Annotated in this window: 21 protein-coding genes and 2 pseudogenes; 13 read left to right on the top strand and 10 right to left on the bottom strand. The window is 60.5% G+C overall.

Going from position 1 to position 17,235, the window contains the following annotated elements:
- The first annotated feature begins 325 nt into the window (after window positions 1-325).
- Window positions 326-2,155 (top strand): DUF4209 domain-containing protein, encoded by a 1,830-nt coding sequence (locus tag ASG79_RS23240; RefSeq protein ID WP_082581852.1) that lies wholly within the window; start codon window positions 326-328, stop codon window positions 2,153-2,155.
- 113 nt (window positions 2,156-2,268) lie between these two features.
- On the opposite strand, the gene ASG79_RS20825 is transcribed toward ASG79_RS23240, so the two are convergent.
- Complete coding sequence (locus tag ASG79_RS20825; RefSeq protein ID WP_200953212.1) at window positions 2,269-2,493, bottom strand: mechanosensitive ion channel family protein; 225 nt, start codon at window positions 2,491-2,493, stop codon at window positions 2,269-2,271.
- Window positions 2,494-2,531: 38 nt separating this feature from the next.
- On the opposite strand from ASG79_RS20825, the gene ASG79_RS23925 reads away from it, so the two are divergent.
- The 4 genes and pseudogenes from ASG79_RS23925 to ASG79_RS24505 all read left to right on the top strand — a co-directional run bounded on the left by ASG79_RS23925 (window position 2,532) and on the right by ASG79_RS24505 (window position 4,747).
- On the top strand, window positions 2,532-3,059 hold the full coding sequence (locus ASG79_RS23925; RefSeq protein ID WP_156400251.1) for a helix-turn-helix domain-containing protein: 528 nt from the start codon (window positions 2,532-2,534) through the stop codon (window positions 3,057-3,059).
- 162 nt (window positions 3,060-3,221) lie between these two features.
- Window positions 3,222-4,298: a DUF4365 domain-containing protein gene (locus ASG79_RS20815; RefSeq protein ID WP_235509884.1), complete on the top strand. Its 1,077-nt coding sequence runs from the start codon at window positions 3,222-3,224 to the stop codon at window positions 4,296-4,298.
- A gap of 27 nt (window positions 4,299-4,325) precedes the next feature.
- Window positions 4,326-4,616, top strand: a pseudogene (locus ASG79_RS20810) (recombinase family protein); the annotation flags it as partial.
- Window positions 4,559-4,747 (top strand): helix-turn-helix domain-containing protein, encoded by a 189-nt coding sequence (locus ASG79_RS24505; RefSeq protein WP_200953210.1) that lies wholly within the window; start codon window positions 4,559-4,561, stop codon window positions 4,745-4,747. The pseudogene ASG79_RS20810 and the gene ASG79_RS24505, both read left to right, overlap by 58 nt.
- A gap of 40 nt (window positions 4,748-4,787) precedes the next feature.
- Here ASG79_RS24505 and ASG79_RS20805 read toward each other — a convergent pair whose 3' ends face one another.
- A complete protein-coding gene (locus ASG79_RS20805; protein ID WP_235509883.1) occupies window positions 4,788-5,066 on the bottom strand; it encodes a hypothetical protein in 279 nt (92 codons plus the stop codon).
- A gap of 123 nt (window positions 5,067-5,189) precedes the next feature.
- On the opposite strand from ASG79_RS20805, the gene ASG79_RS20800 reads away from it, so the two are divergent.
- From ASG79_RS20800 to ASG79_RS20790, 4 genes are all read left to right on the top strand, one after another.
- Window positions 5,190-5,441, top strand: coding sequence for a Fic family protein (locus ASG79_RS20800; protein ID WP_056393719.1), 252 nt, complete (start codon window positions 5,190-5,192; stop codon window positions 5,439-5,441).
- A 69-nt stretch (window positions 5,442-5,510) separates the two neighbouring features.
- A complete protein-coding gene (locus tag ASG79_RS20795) occupies window positions 5,511-5,927 on the top strand; it encodes a type II toxin-antitoxin system RelE/ParE family toxin (protein ID WP_200953208.1) in 417 nt (138 codons plus the stop codon).
- A gap of 13 nt (window positions 5,928-5,940) precedes the next feature.
- Complete coding sequence (locus ASG79_RS23915; RefSeq protein WP_200953207.1) at window positions 5,941-6,246, top strand: HigA family addiction module antitoxin; 306 nt, start codon at window positions 5,941-5,943, stop codon at window positions 6,244-6,246.
- Window positions 6,247-6,297: 51 nt separating this feature from the next.
- Window positions 6,298-7,038 (top strand): ImmA/IrrE family metallo-endopeptidase, encoded by a 741-nt coding sequence (locus ASG79_RS20790; RefSeq protein WP_200953206.1) that lies wholly within the window; start codon window positions 6,298-6,300, stop codon window positions 7,036-7,038.
- Between the two features lie 990 nt (window positions 7,039-8,028).
- Here ASG79_RS20790 and ASG79_RS20785 read toward each other — a convergent pair.
- Together ASG79_RS20785 and ASG79_RS20780 are read right to left on the bottom strand one after the other, a co-directional pair.
- Window positions 8,029-8,382, bottom strand: a complete 354-nt coding sequence (locus tag ASG79_RS20785; RefSeq protein WP_082581851.1) for a type I restriction enzyme endonuclease domain-containing protein — start codon at window positions 8,380-8,382, stop codon at window positions 8,029-8,031.
- Window positions 8,354-8,653 (bottom strand): DUF4193 domain-containing protein, encoded by a 300-nt coding sequence (locus ASG79_RS20780; RefSeq protein WP_056393717.1) that lies wholly within the window; start codon window positions 8,651-8,653, stop codon window positions 8,354-8,356. The genes ASG79_RS20785 and ASG79_RS20780 overlap by 29 nt, the downstream gene beginning before the upstream one ends.
- A gap of 232 nt (window positions 8,654-8,885) precedes the next feature.
- Here ASG79_RS20780 and ASG79_RS20775 point away from each other — a divergent pair, with 232 nt between their 5' ends.
- The 3 genes from ASG79_RS20775 to ASG79_RS20765 all read left to right on the top strand — a co-directional run bounded on the left by ASG79_RS20775 (window position 8,886) and on the right by ASG79_RS20765 (window position 11,662).
- Entirely contained in the window at window positions 8,886-9,746 is an 861-nt protein-coding gene (locus ASG79_RS20775; protein WP_056393715.1) for a DUF6994 family protein, read from the top strand.
- A gap of 60 nt (window positions 9,747-9,806) precedes the next feature.
- Window positions 9,807-10,817 carry a competence protein CoiA family protein gene (locus tag ASG79_RS20770; RefSeq protein WP_082581850.1) on the top strand — a complete coding sequence of 337 codons (1,011 nt, stop codon included), beginning with the start codon at window positions 9,807-9,809 and terminating at the stop codon, window positions 10,815-10,817.
- Window positions 10,818-11,143: 326 nt separating this feature from the next.
- A complete protein-coding gene (locus tag ASG79_RS20765; RefSeq protein ID WP_156400250.1) occupies window positions 11,144-11,662 on the top strand; it encodes a hypothetical protein in 519 nt (172 codons plus the stop codon).
- 61 nt (window positions 11,663-11,723) lie between these two features.
- Here the strand turns inward: ASG79_RS20765 and ASG79_RS20760 are convergent, their stop codons facing one another.
- Both ASG79_RS20760 and ASG79_RS20755 read right to left on the bottom strand, forming a co-directional pair.
- Window positions 11,724-12,344, bottom strand: coding sequence for a hypothetical protein (locus tag ASG79_RS20760; protein ID WP_056393710.1), 621 nt, complete (start codon window positions 12,342-12,344; stop codon window positions 11,724-11,726).
- 343 nt (window positions 12,345-12,687) lie between these two features.
- Entirely contained in the window at window positions 12,688-13,248 is a 561-nt protein-coding gene (locus tag ASG79_RS20755) for a hypothetical protein (protein ID WP_056393708.1), read from the bottom strand.
- Window positions 13,249-13,588: 340 nt separating this feature from the next.
- On the opposite strand from ASG79_RS20755, the gene ASG79_RS20750 reads away from it, so the two are divergent.
- Window positions 13,589-14,506 carry a DUF2510 domain-containing protein gene (locus ASG79_RS20750; RefSeq protein WP_162256835.1) on the top strand — a complete coding sequence of 306 codons (918 nt, stop codon included), beginning with the start codon at window positions 13,589-13,591 and terminating at the stop codon, window positions 14,504-14,506.
- A 32-nt stretch (window positions 14,507-14,538) separates the two neighbouring features.
- Here the strand turns inward: ASG79_RS20750 and ASG79_RS20745 are convergent, their stop codons facing one another.
- The 4 genes and pseudogenes from ASG79_RS20745 to ASG79_RS20735 all read right to left on the bottom strand — a co-directional run bounded on the left by ASG79_RS20745 (window position 14,539) and on the right by ASG79_RS20735 (window position 17,205).
- Window positions 14,539-15,207: a recombinase family protein gene (locus ASG79_RS20745; protein WP_235509899.1), complete on the bottom strand. Its 669-nt coding sequence runs from the start codon at window positions 15,205-15,207 to the stop codon at window positions 14,539-14,541.
- Window positions 15,193-15,591, bottom strand: a pseudogene (locus tag ASG79_RS24215) (recombinase family protein); the annotation flags it as partial. The gene ASG79_RS20745 and the pseudogene ASG79_RS24215, both read right to left, overlap by 15 nt.
- A 199-nt stretch (window positions 15,592-15,790) precedes the next feature.
- Window positions 15,791-16,678 carry a C40 family peptidase gene (locus ASG79_RS24210; protein ID WP_156400248.1) on the bottom strand — a complete coding sequence of 296 codons (888 nt, stop codon included), beginning with the start codon at window positions 16,676-16,678 and terminating at the stop codon, window positions 15,791-15,793.
- A gap of 233 nt (window positions 16,679-16,911) precedes the next feature.
- Window positions 16,912-17,205, bottom strand: a complete 294-nt coding sequence (locus ASG79_RS20735) for a hypothetical protein (RefSeq protein WP_156400247.1) — start codon at window positions 17,203-17,205, stop codon at window positions 16,912-16,914.
- Between the last annotated feature and the right edge of the window lie 30 nt (window positions 17,206-17,235).

Below are 17,235 nucleotides of genomic sequence, written 5' to 3'. Positions count from 1 at the left end.
GGACTGAGCTTGAGACCAGCAGCAGCTAGCGACTCCTCATAGTCGCCAGATTGAGACCGGCCCTGAATCTCTGAGGAGGCCCCGGGGTCGTCATTTTTACGACGGCTGCATCGAAAGGGATTATCGGGCTTTTGCCTTGTCCGGCGCTCCTACTCCTACTGGCTTGTCGTTGAGGCGCCACCCTGCACCGGCCCCTAGCTGCGCTGCCTGGGCTGGAACGCCATCAGGTGCAAGGGGGGTCCGTTTAGCTCCTTTGGCTGCTCGGTGTGACCACCGATACTGTAGGAACTTGCATCCATAATTGGCCGGGTGAACGAGGATAAATATGCCAGACAAAGAGAGCGAGAAAACTGTTGCTCTTAACCCTGAGACCTTTGATTGGGTCCGACTTGATCGGGTGCTTGGCAATTGCGGGCCGGCAGACTATCACGAAATGAATAACGTTCTGGGCTCAGCGAGTGCCGACGAGAAATTAGCTGCACCCGATAAAGCGGTCTTCCGCATCTTGTCTAACATCTGCTTTCTGCATTTCGAGCCCAGCAGCCGGAGTCAGCCGTTCACCCCGGCCATTCAGCTCGGTGACCGGCGCTCCTTTGCCATTGATGACCTGTCGCCCGACGATCTAAAGTTTCTTGAGTTGTCAGTCGTACGCATCATTCGCCCTGACCTCCGGGCGCGGGTTTGGGACATTCTCTGGCTCAAACGGAGAGACTTGGGGGCGCGTACTGCACTAGGGGCGATAGAGGCATATTCTGCCGTTAATCTGCCCGCTACTCCCACGGCGAGAAGTCACTCAGTCGTGGACTGCTGGGATCGAGCCCTATGCCTTGCTCGAATGATCCGTGGGGCTGGCGTTACAGCCGTCCAACCTCTCGAAGCCTTGATCAGTGAATCCCTAAGCCGGGCTCTTAACGACTTCGACACGAGGGCCCGCGAACTTTCTTTGCTTTCTATTCGCTACGGTCTGGACGCGGATAAGCGAACCGCCCGGTCGGAAGCATTCCACTCAATGGCGAACAAGTTGCGCGACGAAGGCCAACACTTTGCAGAACGAGTGTTTTTAGAAGCAGCCTCGGATTGGGAAGCTGCCAATGGACGTAGTAAAGACTACTGGGCCCTAGTTAAACAGGTGGCTGTGTCCTTCGAGCTGGAGGCCACCCTCAACGAGCAATCGCCGGATGCAAGTTTTATTCGCATCGCTACCAGTCTTGAGAAAGCGATACAGCACTACCGCAGGATTCCCCGTCAATTCCGCGGCATCGACTTTGACGAGCATCTTGCGGAACTACGACCTCGCCTAGCAGCAGCCGGAGCACGTGCTGTAGAAGAAATGTCACTCATAGAGTCAGATCCAATTGACTTGTCAGAATTGGCTGAAGAGGCGAAAGCCCGTGTATCTGGTAAGCCCATCCTCGATGCATTGTTTGGCCTAATCAGTCTTTTTCCAGTTCCCAGACGTGAGGAACTGCTAGATGCAGAACGAGAACTTGCGAGCAACGGATCCTTGTCCGGAATCTTCCCACGGGCCACCCTGCATGAAGACGGACGGGTTATCTCTAGAGTTCCGGCTGTCGACGCGACCAATGACGAGGACGTCATATTAATCAGAGCAGTTGAAAACTATGCCCGGCGTATAGAACTGGTTGTTAGGGGGGCCATCATTCCTGGGCTAGAAGCTTTCAATCAGGAGCACTGCGTTAGGGAGCGCGAGCTAATGCCATTGGTGTCAGAGTCAGCAGCAGTTCCGCCCGGGCGTGAAGCCTTTTTTGCAAAGGGGCTAGCCGCAGGTTTTGACTGGGATTTCATGACTAGTTCCCACCTGCTGATACCGCAGTTAGAAGCCTTTCTGCGATATCACATCAAGGGAAGAGGTGGGGACACGACTGTTCTCAGCCCCGAGGGGATCCACACAGAGGCTTCGCTGGGGACTCTGCTAGAGATGGAACAGACGGCAGATATTCTAGGTCCAAGTATGACCTTCCTTTTCGACGCGTTTCTAACAAACTCGCACGGCCCCAACTTCCGAAACATTCAGGCTCACGGCCTTATCAACGGATCTTCAGCCGGAGGAGTAAACGCAGTCTTCGCGTGGTGGCTCTGCCTGCACCTCGTAATATTTCCATTCTGGGCAAGCGGCAAGAACAAGGAAAACTAAGGGCCGGAAAGCTACGCAAAAGCGAAACCAGCCGGCAGACTACGAGTACATCCCGGTGCCATAGTGTCGTGGTCGATAGCTCTGTGGAACGCGACATTGTTTCGGATCGGGCACTAGAGGACCCCAGACACACACTGCAGGAACTTGAGTTGCACCCTAATGGACGTTCCCTTGTCAGTGATGTTGTTTTCGAGCAGTGTGGTTCCTTTGATGAAGCAGCGAGGGAGGGGTTGCAGGAAGCGGACGGCAATGTTCAGTGCCTTGGAAATGGCCTTTGCGATGATAAGTCCGACTATCAGAATGACCAAGAACAACAGCAGCTTGGGAACGAATTCCACCACTCGTCCTCAACTGCCTCTTCGAGCATCACGTCGCGGTGAAGGTGTTGGAGGGTGCAGCGGCCGGCGAGCACACCGAGCGCAACGTCATCCTGGACATCGCGCATGCGTTGGCCGAGGACCACCGCCGCAGCGACGTCGATCGCAAACCGAAAAACGTTCCGGAGTCCGTGAGGATGCTGGGTAAGGTCGGTGGACGCCCTCTCGTCATCGATGCCGACAAGCGCGCCGCGATCCTCGCCAAGCTAGAGAAGGGCGATTCGATGCACGTCATCGCTCGGGAGCTCCACGTACCCGTCGAAAGCGTGTACAACGTACTTGTCCAGCAAGCCGCCGCCGCGGCGATCGCGCTCCGCCCGATCCCGCCGGAGGCGATTCGCTCAGGAGCCATTGTCGCGGCATCCATCGCCGAGAAGCGCGCGCGGAGATACAGGACCTGCGTCCAGTGCGGCGGTGACTGCGAGCCCGGGCTGAACTGGGCCGACGACCTCGGTATCCGCATGGTGTACGTGTGCCCCCAGCACGGAGCACAGAGTGTCGTGGACCCCATCGAGGATAGGAGCTGAGGTCAGCGGTTGCGCTTCGACACAGGGCCGGCGTCGAACCGCCTTGCCTTACATCGCCACTTCCCGAAACCTGTGACGATTCCGACGATTTCCTGGGCCGAGTGGCGGAGACTGGGAACGGTTCGGCACAGCCAATGGCTCCCGCAACATGCGGCCCGGACGGTGAACGAGGGAGCCCCGACGCCGGGGATTTCTCCCACTGGCGTCGAAGCTCAATTACCGCTGAACACGGCGGAAGATCACGTCTGGCCCGCGGTGCGGCAAGATGGATCCGTGATGCGCCGTAAACCTAGTGCCAAAGTCGGCAGTGCAGGCCTGACTCATACACGTCTTGCTATCGAAGATGAGCTCGGGTGGCTTTTTCGCGATCAGCCCACCGAAGACTACGGTATCGATGCTCACGCGGAGATCGTGGACGGTGAGGATGTCCGTGGTCGGCTCCTGGCTCTCCAGATCAAGGGGGGCAAAAGCTGGTTCAGCGAACCTGGTCCCGAAGGCTGGTGGTTTCGGCCTGATGCGGCACACGTGCGCTACTGGACGAACCATTCGCTGCCGGTTGTTGTCGTCCTCTACCACCCTGAGACCAAGCAATGCCATTGGCAGCTAGTCAATCGCGAGACGCTCGTCGAAACGTCGACCGGCGGATGGAAGCTGCTCGTGCCAGCTGCGCACTTGCTTGATGAGACAGCCCGAATCCAGCTCGAGGACGCAGCGGAAGGTGATCCCTATGTTCTCCGAATCCGCGAACTCCAGCTGGCGAAACCCTGGATGGAGATGCTCGCGGGCGGTACGCGGCTTCTGGTTGATATGGAGGAATGGATCAACAAGTCTTCGGGTCGTGGTTCGATCTCGATTGGCATTGACCATGAGGACGGTAATGATCCCGAGGAACTCGTCACCTGGCAGTTCTTCGTCGGGCCGACGAGTTACGCCGATGCGGTAGCGAAGCTGTTCGCCTGGGCCGGCCTCGATGTCCACGAGGAAACCTATGACGATGCGGAGCATGATCAGTACGAGGCAGAGTGCTCGATTTGGGATGAGGATGATCAATTCTTCACCGAGTCGTTTGATGACTGGAGGCGCGGACGCGTTGCAAACGGGATCCGTCCTTACAAGAATGCCGAAGGTGAAGTTGACTACTTCCGCCTCGAACTGACGCTCAACGACCTGGGCAAGGCTTTCTTGGTGGTAGACAAGTTCGCGACCGAGGGTGATCGGCAGCTGACAATCGACCAATAGCCGGCTTGTGTCCTTGAAGGCGACGTTGTCCGCGTGAAGTCGCCGGACCTTCTGTCCCGGTCGACGACGGACCTGCTGGGACTGATCGGGAGGTTGCAGAAGAAGGGCGTCGCCGTCGAATTCGTGGACAACCCAGCCCTGAATACGGTCATGCCGCAGGGCGAGTTCATGCTCACGATCCTCGCTGCGGTCGCACAGCTTGAGCGGGCGACGGTCGAGGAACGCCTGGCCGGAGGCATCGCCACCGCCAGGCGAAGGGGGTGTACCGGCGCGAGCCGAATCTCACCGACGGCCAGATCTTCACCTCGCGCGAACTGATCACCCACGGTGTCCCGAAGGCCGCGGTGGCTCGGGAGCTCGGCGTCAGCCGGCAGACTCTGTATAGCGCCTTGAACGGCCAGGGGCGCTACGCTTCGAATCCTCCGACCGCCACGCTGGCAGGATCCTGAGGTGACGTAGACTCGGACCATCATGATCAGCCCGTTGCCGTCAGGCGCGGGGTGATTTTCTTTTCCACTGAAGGATCCCCGTTCTTCGACTGGTTCGGAACGAGGTGGTGCGGCCCGACGAATCCGACGTGCACCTTTTAGTCGCCCCGCCCGTGTCGTCGTAGAAGTAGACGCGCGGGGCGAGGACGCCGCCGCCCTCGGAGATCTTCAGGTGCGCGAGCATCGTGGTCTCGTCCGACGGATCCACTGCCGGGTCGACTTCGAAGACACGCGTGCCCTTGAATTTTCCGCCCGTCTGAACGCCCTCGCTTTCGGTCATCGACAGCTTCTTGGTCGAGGCCGGCCAACCGAGCAGGGGCCCGAGGCACACCATTCCCAAAACCCGCCCTTTTCCCGTCCGGCAGCCCGCTCCTGAGCGTAGGCCGCGAGGACGCGCAGTCCGATGGACCCGGTCTGGGTGGCGATGACCGCGCACCACCGGCTCGTCAGAGTGCACCCTTTCGTGGATGGAAACCGGAGAATCACGCGCCTGTCCGCTGATCTGCTGCTCTTCAGCCTCACCTTGCGTTACACCTTCGACTGTCATCCGGCCCTGGACTCACACCTGTATTTCGAGGGTTTGCGGGAAGCGGACCGCATTCTGGACGTTCGTATTCTTCTCGACACAGTCGGCCTCATCGACCTCGAGGGCTAAGCGTGGCTTACCGACGGAGAAAGAAGGAGCCTCGACGCCGGCTCTCCGCCGGTGGCCAGCGTCGTTCAAATGGTTCCGGCCGAGCGAGGCCGCCCTTGGCGTGGCGCAATCTCGGATAGGACAAATCCGGGCATAAAATTAGCGAGGCGCGCACGAGACTGTAACGAGATCGGTGACATATACTTGAAAGTACAGTACAAGGACAACAAGCTCGAGAAGCTGTGCACCGACGAACGCGAGATGCAGAAGAAGCGGCCGGATTTGAAGAAGAAGCTCCGCCTTCGAATCAAAGCGCTCGAGAACTCAGACACATTTGGCGACCTACCCGAGGACGACCCCGGAGGAGCGTGGCACGATCTCAAGGGTAAACGCGCCGGGACCTGGGCTGGCGAGCTCAGCGGCAACTGGCGGCTCCTTGTGGAACCGACGCCCAACTCCTTGAGCGCTGTCGATGCGACCGTTGTCGACATCGAGGACTACCACTGAGGAAGGAGACACCATGGCCGCCACTAACTACGCCGTCGCTCCCGGGGAGTACCTGGAGGAGTGGATTGACGATCATAGCCTTTCCCAGCAGCGCGTGGCCGAGCTCCTCGGAAGCAGTCGCAAGCAGGTTAACGAGATCATCAACGGCCGCGCGCCGATAACTAGCGATACCGCAATGCGCCTCGAGCGCGTCGTCGGGATCCCCGCCAAAACGTGGCTCAAGTACGAGGCGCTGTACCGGGCCGATCTCGCACGGATTGCTGACGAGGAGCGACTCGCCGGTCACGCAGACGAGGTCGCGTCGTCCGCGATTACTTAACTCCGCGGCATCGGTGCTACCTCAGCCACCAGGCGGTCACCAGGCAAGCTCGTGTCGGATTTCCTTGCCTTTCACCGCTGCGGAACGTGGGAAGCCTACCTCCATCTGCACGAGGAAGCCGCCACCGGCGACTACGCGCTGGCAGCCCTGAAGGACTCGGGCGCAACGCTCGACCGGTCTCTCCTAACGATCTGGCTGAGGGCCGCTGAACTGGCAGAGCCGTTCGAGCGCGGGCGCAGTTTCGACTATGACCCTGACCGGCTGCGGACAGCCTTGCCCGACCTCCGCGCGCGGGCCGCGACGCCCGACTCCACTATGCTCCGCGACATTGCGAACATGCTCGCCGACGTCGGCGTCGTCTTTATGGTGGTTGAGCCACCGAAAAAGCTCCCGCTGCTCGGCATGACCCGCTGGATCGATAAGCGAGTACCCGTTATCCAGCAGACAGGACGCTGGGGTAAGGACGGGTTCGTGATCTGGACGCTGTTCCACGAAATCGGCCATGTTCTTAACGACCCCCGAGGCGAGATGCATCTGGAATACAGCACTGAGAAGAAGCGCGGCAGCGAGGCGGAGAAGGGTGCCAACGCGTTCGCCATGGACCTCCTCTTCGGCGAGGCTGGCGTCTCACAGTTTCGTGGCTTGTCCTACGATGGCGAGATCGCTGAAAAAGCCCGGGAAATCGGCATAGCTCCGGGCGTGGCCGTGCATCAGATGCACCGACGTAGGCTGCTGGACTACAAGTTCGGCAACCGCCTCTGCGTGGACCTGACAGGGACGTTCACTGAGTGACTCATCTCGATTCGACGCGCGGTGTCGCGGAGGCGGTCCTCCTCGACACCAATATGCTGGCTCCGGAGAAGCTGGCTGAGCAGTGCCCCTTGTAGGGGGCAGCTCTGTTCACTGCTTCGACCGCGGCTCAGGAGGTTTTGGGCTGCAGAGGCCTGGCAGGGGTGCAGCCCGCCAGAAGGGCTGGACCTCATACAGTGCTGACATAGCAACACTCGTAAGCGGAACGTACTCAGGTGGTGTTCATGCCTTCTCGCAGTCGCAAGAATCCCAACGTAAGCGCTGGCGGCCAAGAGCCCTTGGCCTGACCCACGGAAGACGAGTACTGGGCCGACTTCTGGGCAGGCATTGCAGCTATCTGGTTAACCCTCCCCTTGGAAGTGCAGCAAGATTATGCCCGCCGATATCCGCCGCCGGAGTAGTCGCAAGCCGAAGGTTCGCGGTTCAGCCTCTTGGTTCCGACAGGCCGTAACTAACCGCAGCCCTTGGCGTTCCTCCTGCCGAACAAGTCTTATAGAAGTTGACCGCGGAAGCGTGAAAGCGCTTTGTAGCCGGAATCGCTTCCTGAGCCGTGCACGCGTTCTACTGTTGCCTTGTGGCTCAAATGACACCTCAGGAAGCGACAGCTGTGAGTATGTTGCTGGGAAATGGCCGAAATGGCTGACTGCAGAACCGCTGATTCCACGGATGCCTATTGCTCGGTTTCCGTCATCAAGCTCCCGCCGGTGCTTGACCTCAAGGTACGCGAGTTTCTAAAGTCTCGATGATCTGGCGGGCAGCCCAGGCAGCCCGCGGGAGATCGTCAGTAAGCCAGGTTCGTAATGCGCAACCACTAGCTCCTGCTTTGCACGCATAACCCGTGGCAGCTGCGCATCCTTCGTCGTCCTCGTCCGGAATGATCGCTTCCGCTTCGACTTCCAGAGGAGCCAGACGTCGCTGGCCGAGGCCGCTAAGCCGCTAAGATCGGCGTCACCAGGATTACTTCCTACTGACCTACTGCTCACTGGCGGTGGCCGCCGCCTGCTGCAGGATCAGCTCGGTGGCCGCGACCTCCTGGTCCGGCGGATATCCGTGCTTGAGCAGCAGCCTCTTGATCCGTGTGCGCAGCTTCGCACGCACCGTTTCCTTGAGATTCCAGTCCGTCTTGGCGTCATTGCGGACGATCTCGGTTAGCTCGTGAGCGATCTGGCGCATGAGTTCGTCCTTCATCACGAGCTTTGCTGCCTGGAAGTGAGCCTCCAGGTCCGCGGCCGTGGGCAGCGTGAATTCCTCGCGGATGCTGTCCCAGATGTGCTCCGGGACAGCCGGCCAGAACCTCTCAGCCCTCACATTCGACGCAGTAGGCATGGCCGTCCTTCTCGCGGGCCTTCTGCGAACGGTGGCGCACCAGGAAGCAGGAGTAGCAGGTGAATTCGTCCTCGGCCTGGGGAATGACCTGCACAACGAGCTCTTCGGCAATGAACTCACCGCCCGGCGTCAGGCCATCCGAGGTGTCAGCCTCGTCCAGCTCCTGAACCACTGAATTGGCATCAGGCGCTTTGGCTGTTTTCAGGGCCTCCAGCGAGTTCTCCTGGGATTCCTTGACGTCGGTGCGGAGTTCGTCGTAGTCGGTTGCCACGAAGGTGCATCTCTTTTCTGTTGATGGGTTTGTCGGCGACTGTAACGTACCGGACGCCCAGAGAATTCCCTAAAAGAGCGGGACTGCATGGGCACACAATCAGAACCCCAGGGAAGGGAACATGGGCATTGCCGAGAGTCAGTCGGCCACTTGGGGTTTCAATATCAGGAAGTGACACCTAGTCTGGGACAGAGCTGATGGCCGCGACATTCGCGGACCCAACCACCGGTTCGTGCGTCTTATAACTCTGGTCTTTGGGGGAACCTTGAGTGATCCGGAATACCGGCAGCAGCAACAGCCGCGCGTCTTCGACACTTCGTTCAACTACATGACCGACACCCCTCCAGGGACTGACCCGGACAGTGGCAGTCCGAATCTCCGGGCGGACCACGAGCTGCTGTGGACCAAGGAGCTGCGACCCGGCGTCGTCTTCGAACCGACCGCGCCGCCGAAGCGTGGGGACGGCTACCTCATCTTCACTGACCCCTCCGAGGCGAGGTACTGGTACGGCAGTGACGCCATCACCCACTCCTACACCGGCCGGGCACGTACGGCGTCTCTGGCGAACGCCATCGCCTCGCTGAACGAGGAGCAGCGGGCCCGCTACCTGAACCCGCCGTACACCATCGGCAGTGCGATGATCTGGCCCGTCAGGAAGAAGGACCGACCCACGATGAACCAGGCGAGGGGGCTCAGGGCGCTCATCGCCGACAGGATGGATCTGACCCTGGAGTGCATCCGGCGTCATTACGCAGGAGAACCGGATAGCCCCCTGGCCAACGTCATCAACGCGTACGCGGACTTCTTTGCGCTCTTCGACGGGTTCAAAGAGTTTGTGGAGTTCTTCCACTTTCAAGACCTCGTGACACCCGACTACGAAGAGGTTCGGTTCTACCTGCCCTTCGACAACTTCAAGCGTTCCGGGATCTGGAGTTCATCGCAGGGCGGGGACGCCGGATGGCCGAGTGGGTCACGGAGCACCACCCCGAGATTGAAGTCCGTAACCCTTGGTGGCGCCCCCGCACGGAGCCGTCGTGTCCGAGCGATTAGGCGCTGGACGCTTTGTCACCAGCGTGTCGGTCTCCGTGAATAACACACGTCTCTTTTTCTGACCCTGCGACGAAATGTCAGCCCTTCGGCTCATACTGTGCCAATGATCGAGATACGTCGGCTCACTCCCCGCAAGTGGGAACCGTCAGATCCCCTTGTCGCCTACAACAACGCGGAGGGACGAGTTGTTACCGCTGCTGAGATGCACCGCGGAAACAACTCCTACTACGACCGCTACGGTTATCAGGGCTCCAAGGAGATCGTCTGCATCGACTGCAAGGAAGACGGCCGCGAAGTCCCGGTGCAGCTCGTCGACGCCAAGACGCGATGCAAGCACTTCCGCCATCAGGCCGGCGAGGCCCCCGACGGCCTGCGCCGCCACGGCGAGACCGCTGAGCACCTGCACGGCAAGCGCGTCATCATGGACTGGGCGAGAGACCAGCACCACATCCTTCCTTGGTCCGTCGAAGATGAGGTCTGGATCCCCGGTGTCCGGCTGCGCAGCGACGTGAGAGCAACAGCAACCTCCGGCCGGCATCTGGCGTTCGAGGTCCAGCGCAAGCCAATGGACAGCAAAGAGTGGGACCGCCGCCACGGCGGCTATCAGACGGCAGGCATCCATGACGTATGGCTGTGGTCTCCGGACGTTCCTGACCTGGTCCTCGATCTGCCGCTGACCAGTGTCGTCCTGGATATCGAGTACGAATCCCTCGGTGTCCTCGTGGCAATGTACTCGGGCAGTTACCGCCACCCCACTGCTGAGCGGTACGTCGTGTCTCCCACCCACTACGCCTCCGCCCCGCTGTCGGAGTGGAGGCTGTCGGACGCAGGGTCGCTGGTGCCTCCACCCGAGATGTCTGAATTCCTTGGGGACAAGATGGAATCGGCCCGGCTGGCACAACTTAAGACCCACCGGGAAGCCCTGGCCCGGGTGACGTCCAGACAGCTGCCGGCGCCGGTGGAGCGGCGGATGGACGCACTTAGGCAGTACAGGGGTCGCACCAGTTACAGCGAGGTCCTGGGAGCCAGCGCAAGTGCCCCGCGCATCGACCCGGAACGGGACGCGCAACGTGAGGCAGAGGCCATCGAACGCATCATGGGCCGCAAACGCTAGATTGCGGGGGTACAACCGCATGAACACGAAGGGCTGAGATCTGGCGCCTCGACCCGCCTCCTTGATAAGGTTCGCCTACAAAAGTCAGTTTGGGGGACAACTTGAGACGCGGCCTAATTGTCGCTTGTGCAGCAGCCTTCCTTCTCTCCGGATGCAGCGCACCGCAGAGTACGGTTACCCCGTCAGCCACAGCCAGCCCGCCCCGACAGGCCACGCAAGTACCGGCATATACGCCGCCCCAAACGACACCGACCACAGTTCCCTCCCGCAGTGCAGCGGCGGTGCCTGCGGCGAAGGTGACCAGCTTCAGCATTCTGGACGACCTGATGTTTGAGACCGTCAGCGGCAAATACCGTGCTGTTGGCGTGCCCCTTGACCGAAGGGACTACGACCGTCTCAGCGATCACGTCTGCAAGGACATGCGGCAACGAGGAAGCGGGTATTTCACCATCGGCGACGTAAGCCGCCTGTCCGAGTCCGGCAAGGATGCACTGGCCAGATCCATGTGGCTCGTCTTCGCCCAGTCCTGTTATCCGTCCGACTACGTTCACAGCAACGCGGACATGGATGCCATGGTCAATTTCCTCGCCCAGCTCGCCCCCGAGTACCAGCGCCGTCTGACGGCCGCGGGCCTTTCCAGCAGCGTGGGTGCAGGCTCCCTGTACGGCGGATCCAGCCCCGCACCCAGCTACCCCGGCGGCCGGTCATCAAGTTCGAGCGCTGTCGGCGCCACCACCGGTGGGTCGTCCGGTGGTGGATACTCCACCATGTGCAATGACGGCACCGCGTCCAAGTCGGGAGGCAAGAGCGGCGCCTGCTCCTGGCACGGTGGTGTTTCAAAGTAGGTTTTGCTCTGTTGGCTGACCCATCGCGGCCCTGGACAAGCGACCAACCGGCACTCCTTGATCAGCGACGACCTGCCTTCAAGGTGTAGGTCTTCTCGATAACACCAGAGCCCTCCTGGCCGCGGACCTGCCAACCCCACCAGTACGTCCCCACATGCTTCCCCAGCAGCGGTGCGTCTTCAGTAAAAGTCTTGAAGTGGCCCCGTGCCAGGTGTCGCCGGCCGGACGAACTTCCCGCGGTCTCTCCGCTTGCTCCGCGCGACCCTCCGCCACTGCCATCAATCACGACCTCGTGGAAGGCATCCCCTGTGGGGCCAGCTCCAGTCGACTTGCCCGCCCGACGTTCCCGCAAACTGACATTGCGGCAGTTCATCAGGGCCAGGGCGAATAAGACTCGGTTTGCCACTTCCATAGCCGTCGCCCGAGCATCCTGAACCTCATAGCCGCTGCTAATTGGACCGTCGTCCTTGAAAGGGTTTCCTCGACGGAGCACAGTGCGGTACTCCATGAACTCCAGTCCCGTCAGGAAACCCCTGTCGTCTAGACGGAACCGTATGTCCTGCCCCAACCGAATCGAAAGACCGTCGGGGTCGCGGAGATACGCTTCGATCAGATATTCGTGCTCCGCGCCCGTCGACGCGCTGGAAATCAGGCTGGTGCGTGTCTTGCTGCGGTGCACCATGGCTCCGATCCGACGGATGTCCGGGCGCGACGGCAGGGGCCTGGAAGTTCCGCTTCAATCCACAGTGATTCGGCTCCTGGTCGCACTGGACCGAGTTCGTCGGGGAATGAAGAAAGGTCGATCCTCCGGGGGAGAAATCCCATCATCTCTGATGCGTCCACCATCAACGGGGTGCCGAAATCGGCGGTGTCGAGGTAGATGCTGATCTTGGAACGGTAGACCTTGAAGTGGGCTCGCCACTTCTCCGGCATCCGTTTGGTATTGAACGTCATTCCGTTCTTTTGCATAGCTCCCCTATAGCTCTACGCTCGGTCCACAACAACCATGCTCACAGGGACGCCCACTAACCAGCGATCCAACGGAAACCACAGCCCTCGACCGTGAATCCTGCGGCGTTGGCGGGAATAGTAATGGTGAATTGCGGGGCAACACTGATGAAGTTGTTGGCCATGATGTTGCCTTGACCGTCTGAGATCTCCCAGTAGCAGTTCTCTACCTTCTCGCCCTGGGACTGCCACGAACCTGGCACGACATCTTTGCCCACCAGATATTTGCCGGTATAGACGAGCTTGCCGTTGGCACGATCTGCATCCAGTGCACCGCCGGCGGCAGCGCTTGCCTCCAGAACATTTCGCTTGGGGTGATCGGGACAGAGAGTCAAAGCTGCCGCAATTTCTTTGGCTTGTGGTGCGCTGACTGCGCCCTCGAAGTAGTGCCCGGCCGTGGTGGCGCACAAGGCGTAGAGATACTTGGCTGTGTCTCGCGACGTTCCACCGGAAGCGGCGCCGGCCGCATTCTCCGCAGCGCTCGGCGTTCCCGTGGCGGTGTTGACTGTGCACAGATCGAATGGGGTTGCCCACGCTGCCTTGTAGTCGGTGACTGTGGTTCGGGAGCCGGTATTCACTGTGCAGGACAGTGAATACTTCAGGCCCGCAGGAGTCGGCGTCGGCGTAGCTGTCCGGGTCGGCGTCGGGGTAGCTGTTCGAGTCGGAGATGGCGTCGCAGTTGAGGAAGAACCGGATGGGCTGGGAGCGGCGGCTGGCGCTCCCCCACATCCGCTCAACAGGAGTGCGGCAAGAAGGGCAGGCAGGGCTGCGGTCAGGATGCGTTTCAAGAGTCCCCCAAGTAGTGTCGGTGCAGATCACAGGCTATATGGTCGGCTGTCGGCTTCCAGGCAGCACCGACCTCCAAATGGACGAGTGGCATTCCACGATGCCGAACAGAACAAAGCTATGCTTCGACCCATGGAGCTCAAGAGTGTTGATGGTCGTGCCACGCTGGCCGAGGATGCGGTCGTACTCACGTTCGACAGTAAGCTCGGCGTCACTGCAAAGAAGGAAGTCAGTCCACGCGTCATCCCCTTCAAACATGTGCGTGAAGTGGACTTTGCGGCTCCGATCGTGTGGAAGCCCGGCCATCTGCGCATCATCACGCACGCGGACCAGGAACGCAAAAACCCCGCCTTAGATACTTACGCGGTCCAACTGGGAGCCGGCCGCCGCCTCAAAGAGGCGCAGGAATTTGTGGAACTACTACAGGCTGCCGTTGCCGCTGTGGAATGTGAAGAACCCGAGCCGTCGACTGAGGTTGTGAAGACCGCACCGACCTTCAAGGACGTGATAAGAAATGCCCAGGAAGCAGGAAATGCCTACAGCGAACTTAAAAAAAATACGGGCATGTTCCGTGGGCTGGTTCTCTCTGGCCGGACACTCAGCAAGGGCAACCAATCGTGGCCGGCAAGTGAATGTGAGATCGTCATCGACAGTGGCGCCAACGTCAGCGCGAGGGTGACAGGGACCCGTGTCGCCGCCGGTGCCATCCTCGCGGGGCCAGCGGGTGCCCTTCTCGGGTCAATCGCCAAGAAAGACCGGAGCGCCATCTACATGACGGTCATCACGCCCGATGACATGTTCCTTGAAAAAGTCTCCGGCCTCGATGAAGCAAAGGCCCGCGAGTTCGCCACTAAGGTCAAAAGGGCCGGGATGCTCCAGTCCCGCGAAGACGAAAAAGCCGCCGCCGACGAAGCAAACCGGCACACCGCAGCAGTCCCGGCTCCGCCGCCACGCGGAGTCCCTGCCGGCTGGTACCCACGCGGTGACGTTCAGGAGTATTGGGACGGCAGTGCCTGGACAGGTAACACAGCCCCTTTGGTCCACGACTGACAGTCTGACCTGACGAATTACCGCTTTGCTCCCTATATATAGGGAGCGCAACTCGCTCTTAAGCCAGAGCCCGCGCGACATCGTACCCAGCCGACTTGAGCAGGTTGTTCCGGGCCCTGTCGGAAGGGGTAGGGCAGCTCATTGCCGTTCTCGTCGACGGGTTTTGGCAAGAGTTCCCCCGTGGCCTTGTCCTTGCGCCGTCCGGCGTTCTGCTTGCCGATACGCATCGGAGCCCCGCATACGCCGCACGTAGCGATACCTGTGAGCAGATGTTTGGCTGGCCAGTCGTTCGTCCTCCTGCGCTCTGGAGGATTCATCACGATCTGAAGTTTCTGCCAGGTGTCCAGCTCAATGAGGGGCGGCCACATGGCGTCACCGATGATCTCCCCCTGGTGCTGACGTTTGGCGGCGTACGCCGGCATAGTCAGCATCTGTTTGACGGCGGGCGGGGTCCAGCCGAGATCCTGGCGATGGGCTTTGAAGGTCCCACGTCGTGGCGGAATTCCACGCTCGTTGAAGTCCTTCGCAATGGCGTAAAAGGTCTCGCCGGCGAGGATGCGCCGTGCTGCCTCCTGCACAATAAGAGCCTCTTCCTCATGGGGCTCGACCCGGACCAAGATGCCTGTCTCAGAATCCTTAATTCGCCGGTAGCCGTAAATCTTCTTGCCGTGGGGCCGGCCCTTCTCAGCGTTAGCGCGCATGTCACGTTGCAACCGCTTACTTGTCTTAGCGCTCTCGTACTCAGAGTCGACAGCATCTTCCAAAAGTGTGCGGCGATCACGAGCATTGGCCGGGTCATACAGCCTCCCGTGCGTCGTCACCCAAATGCGGATCCCACGTTCCTCACACAGTTCGATAAGGTCAACCCACTCCCCTGTCCGCCGCGACCCACGACTGGACTCCCACAAACCCAGGGCACCAGCACCGAAGGCGTCTTCTTCAAGATCGCTCATGAGCTTGGCAAATCCCTCACGCGCCTGCTTGGAGTACCGGCTCGCGCTTCTGTCGTTGTCCCTGTAGGGCTCAGCGTGAATACTCCACCCGCGGTGCGTAAGGGCTGCAACATTCTCGTCGTGCTGCTGATCAGGACTCTTGCCCCTTCCGGAGCGGTCCTTTTACACACGCAGATATTCTCGGACAAGGAGATTCTTCGGGTCCGTGGACCCACCCTACTCTAGAACTTTGTCCCCAGTAACTGCAGGGAGGTGGGTTTCTAACCAGGATCTTCCTTGCATGCTGAACAGGCCTCGGGCCGAAGGCGCTGCGTTTAGCCGACGTGCGCAGTCAACGCGGCAGCAGATCAAAATAGGCCGCGCCGGGATTCCCGCTAACAGGATGTAACAGTGTGCCCACCGCCGGGTTGAGAGCACTCCACATCATGCCGTCGCCCGCGTAGATGCCGACGTGGCCCCAGTTGTCAGGTCCCTGAGGATTTTGAACAACAAGGTCTCCTGGTTGCGGATCCTCAGTCCGGACACCAACGCGCCACTGTTCTACTCTCGGCAGCTCGATGCCGGCTTGCCTGTAGATCCACTGCACATAGCCAGAGCAGTCCCAGGCCTTGAACGCAGTGCCGCCCCATACATAGCGCCCACCCAAGCCTTCCTGCGTGAACTTCAGAATGTCCTGACGCAGCTGGCTCAAGTGCCGGGAAGATGCCCCGGGCCGCAGCGCGGGAGCGGAATCCGTGCAAGAGGCAGGAGCAGTGCCACCCTCAAGCGCAGCCACGATTGCCGTGGCCGCCCGCTCCCAACGCGCATACAGTTCAGGAAAAGCAGACACCTGTACGGCTTGGGCCGCCAGACCTTTGTCCATTCCCTGCCAACCGGGAATGTCCAGAAGTCCTCGAGGGCTGCCGCGGTTCGGCCCCGACGGCCCACCGTAGAAGGCACGCGCGTTATAAGAGGCGTCCATTAGCTGCTCGACCGTCCCCCAGCCTGCCGCCGGACGTTGTTGTGCTGAACCGATCGAGTCGTGGTCACGTCCAACGCCGTCGTTCGGGAACTGCACTGAAGCAGGCACGCTGGGGTTCGCGAGCATGCGCAGGCTTGACTCCTGCAGCGCCATCATGATGGCGATGATCTGGCCGGAGCGCGGTATTCCAAGCTGCTGGCCTACCGCTATGTATGTTCGTGCAACGCTCTCCTGCCGAGGCGTCAGCTCGTAGACCAAGCTCCCAGCGTTCCGAACCTCCAAGGCAGTATCAGCCATGCCAGGCGCAGTGGCCACCTCGCTTCCCGCTGGCGTACAGGCAACTGCGGATTTGCGCCCCGTACCAGTTAGCGCCGCCACGCCTCCGGCAAATGCCATGGCGCCAACAAGCAGGGCGAGGAAAGCGGCCGCCGATACAACCTTCATCAGTGCCCGGCGCCGCATGAGGCCTGCAACGGCCACCAGTGCAGCCACTAGTAGACGATTCTCTCTGCGGTTGCGTAGAAGCCAACCAGGGCGCAGCGCCCAGTTGGAGCGGTGGTGGCAGGAGGACAGTTGACCATCACCGTGACGGGTGCGGCATAGGCACTTCTGCCGCTGCTGGACTCGTCCACAACTTGCACCGTCACCGTGCACACGTGAAGGCCCTCCCACGGGGCCGGATACTCCTGCACTTTGGCCAACTCGAGATCGCAGCGCAGTGACTCAGCGGTGCCGCTTCGGCGAGCGGACTGGGCTGCCAAGGTGGTGAACGTCCCCGCTGTCACGCCTGTCCCCTCGAACTCTCGAACCAGCAC

It is taken from the genome of Arthrobacter sp. Soil761 (genome assembly GCF_001428325.1).
In the GTDB taxonomy this organism is placed as follows: Bacteria; Actinomycetota; Actinomycetes; order Actinomycetales; family Micrococcaceae; genus Arthrobacter.
This window is presented reverse-complemented; position numbering and strand designations above follow the sequence as displayed.

Coding starts and splice junctions, on each gene's coding strand:
- ASG79_RS23240 (WP_082581852.1), top strand. CDS start 326: ATGCCAGACAAAGAGAGCGAGAAAACTGTTGCTCTTAACCCTGAGACC.
- ASG79_RS20805 (WP_235509883.1), bottom strand. CDS start 5,066: ATGACCGAAAGCGAGGGCGTTCAGACGGGCGGAAAATTCAAGGGCACG.
- ASG79_RS20800 (WP_056393719.1), top strand. CDS start 5,190: ATGGACCCGGTCTGGGTGGCGATGACCGCGCACCACCGGCTCGTCAGA.
- ASG79_RS20795 (WP_200953208.1), top strand. CDS start 5,511: ATGGTTCCGGCCGAGCGAGGCCGCCCTTGGCGTGGCGCAATCTCGGAT.
- ASG79_RS23915 (WP_200953207.1), top strand. CDS start 5,941: ATGGCCGCCACTAACTACGCCGTCGCTCCCGGGGAGTACCTGGAGGAG.
- ASG79_RS20785 (WP_082581851.1), bottom strand. CDS start 8,382: ATGCCTACTGCGTCGAATGTGAGGGCTGAGAGGTTCTGGCCGGCTGTC.
- ASG79_RS20770 (WP_082581850.1), top strand. CDS start 9,807: ATGATCGAGATACGTCGGCTCACTCCCCGCAAGTGGGAACCGTCAGAT.
- ASG79_RS20765 (WP_156400250.1), top strand. CDS start 11,144: ATGTTTGAGACCGTCAGCGGCAAATACCGTGCTGTTGGCGTGCCCCTT.
- ASG79_RS20760 (WP_056393710.1), bottom strand. CDS start 12,344: ATGGTGCACCGCAGCAAGACACGCACCAGCCTGATTTCCAGCGCGTCG.
- ASG79_RS20750 (WP_162256835.1), top strand. CDS start 13,589: ATGGAGCTCAAGAGTGTTGATGGTCGTGCCACGCTGGCCGAGGATGCG.
- ASG79_RS20745 (WP_235509899.1), bottom strand. CDS start 15,207: ATGCGCGCTAACGCTGAGAAGGGCCGGCCCCACGGCAAGAAGATTTAC.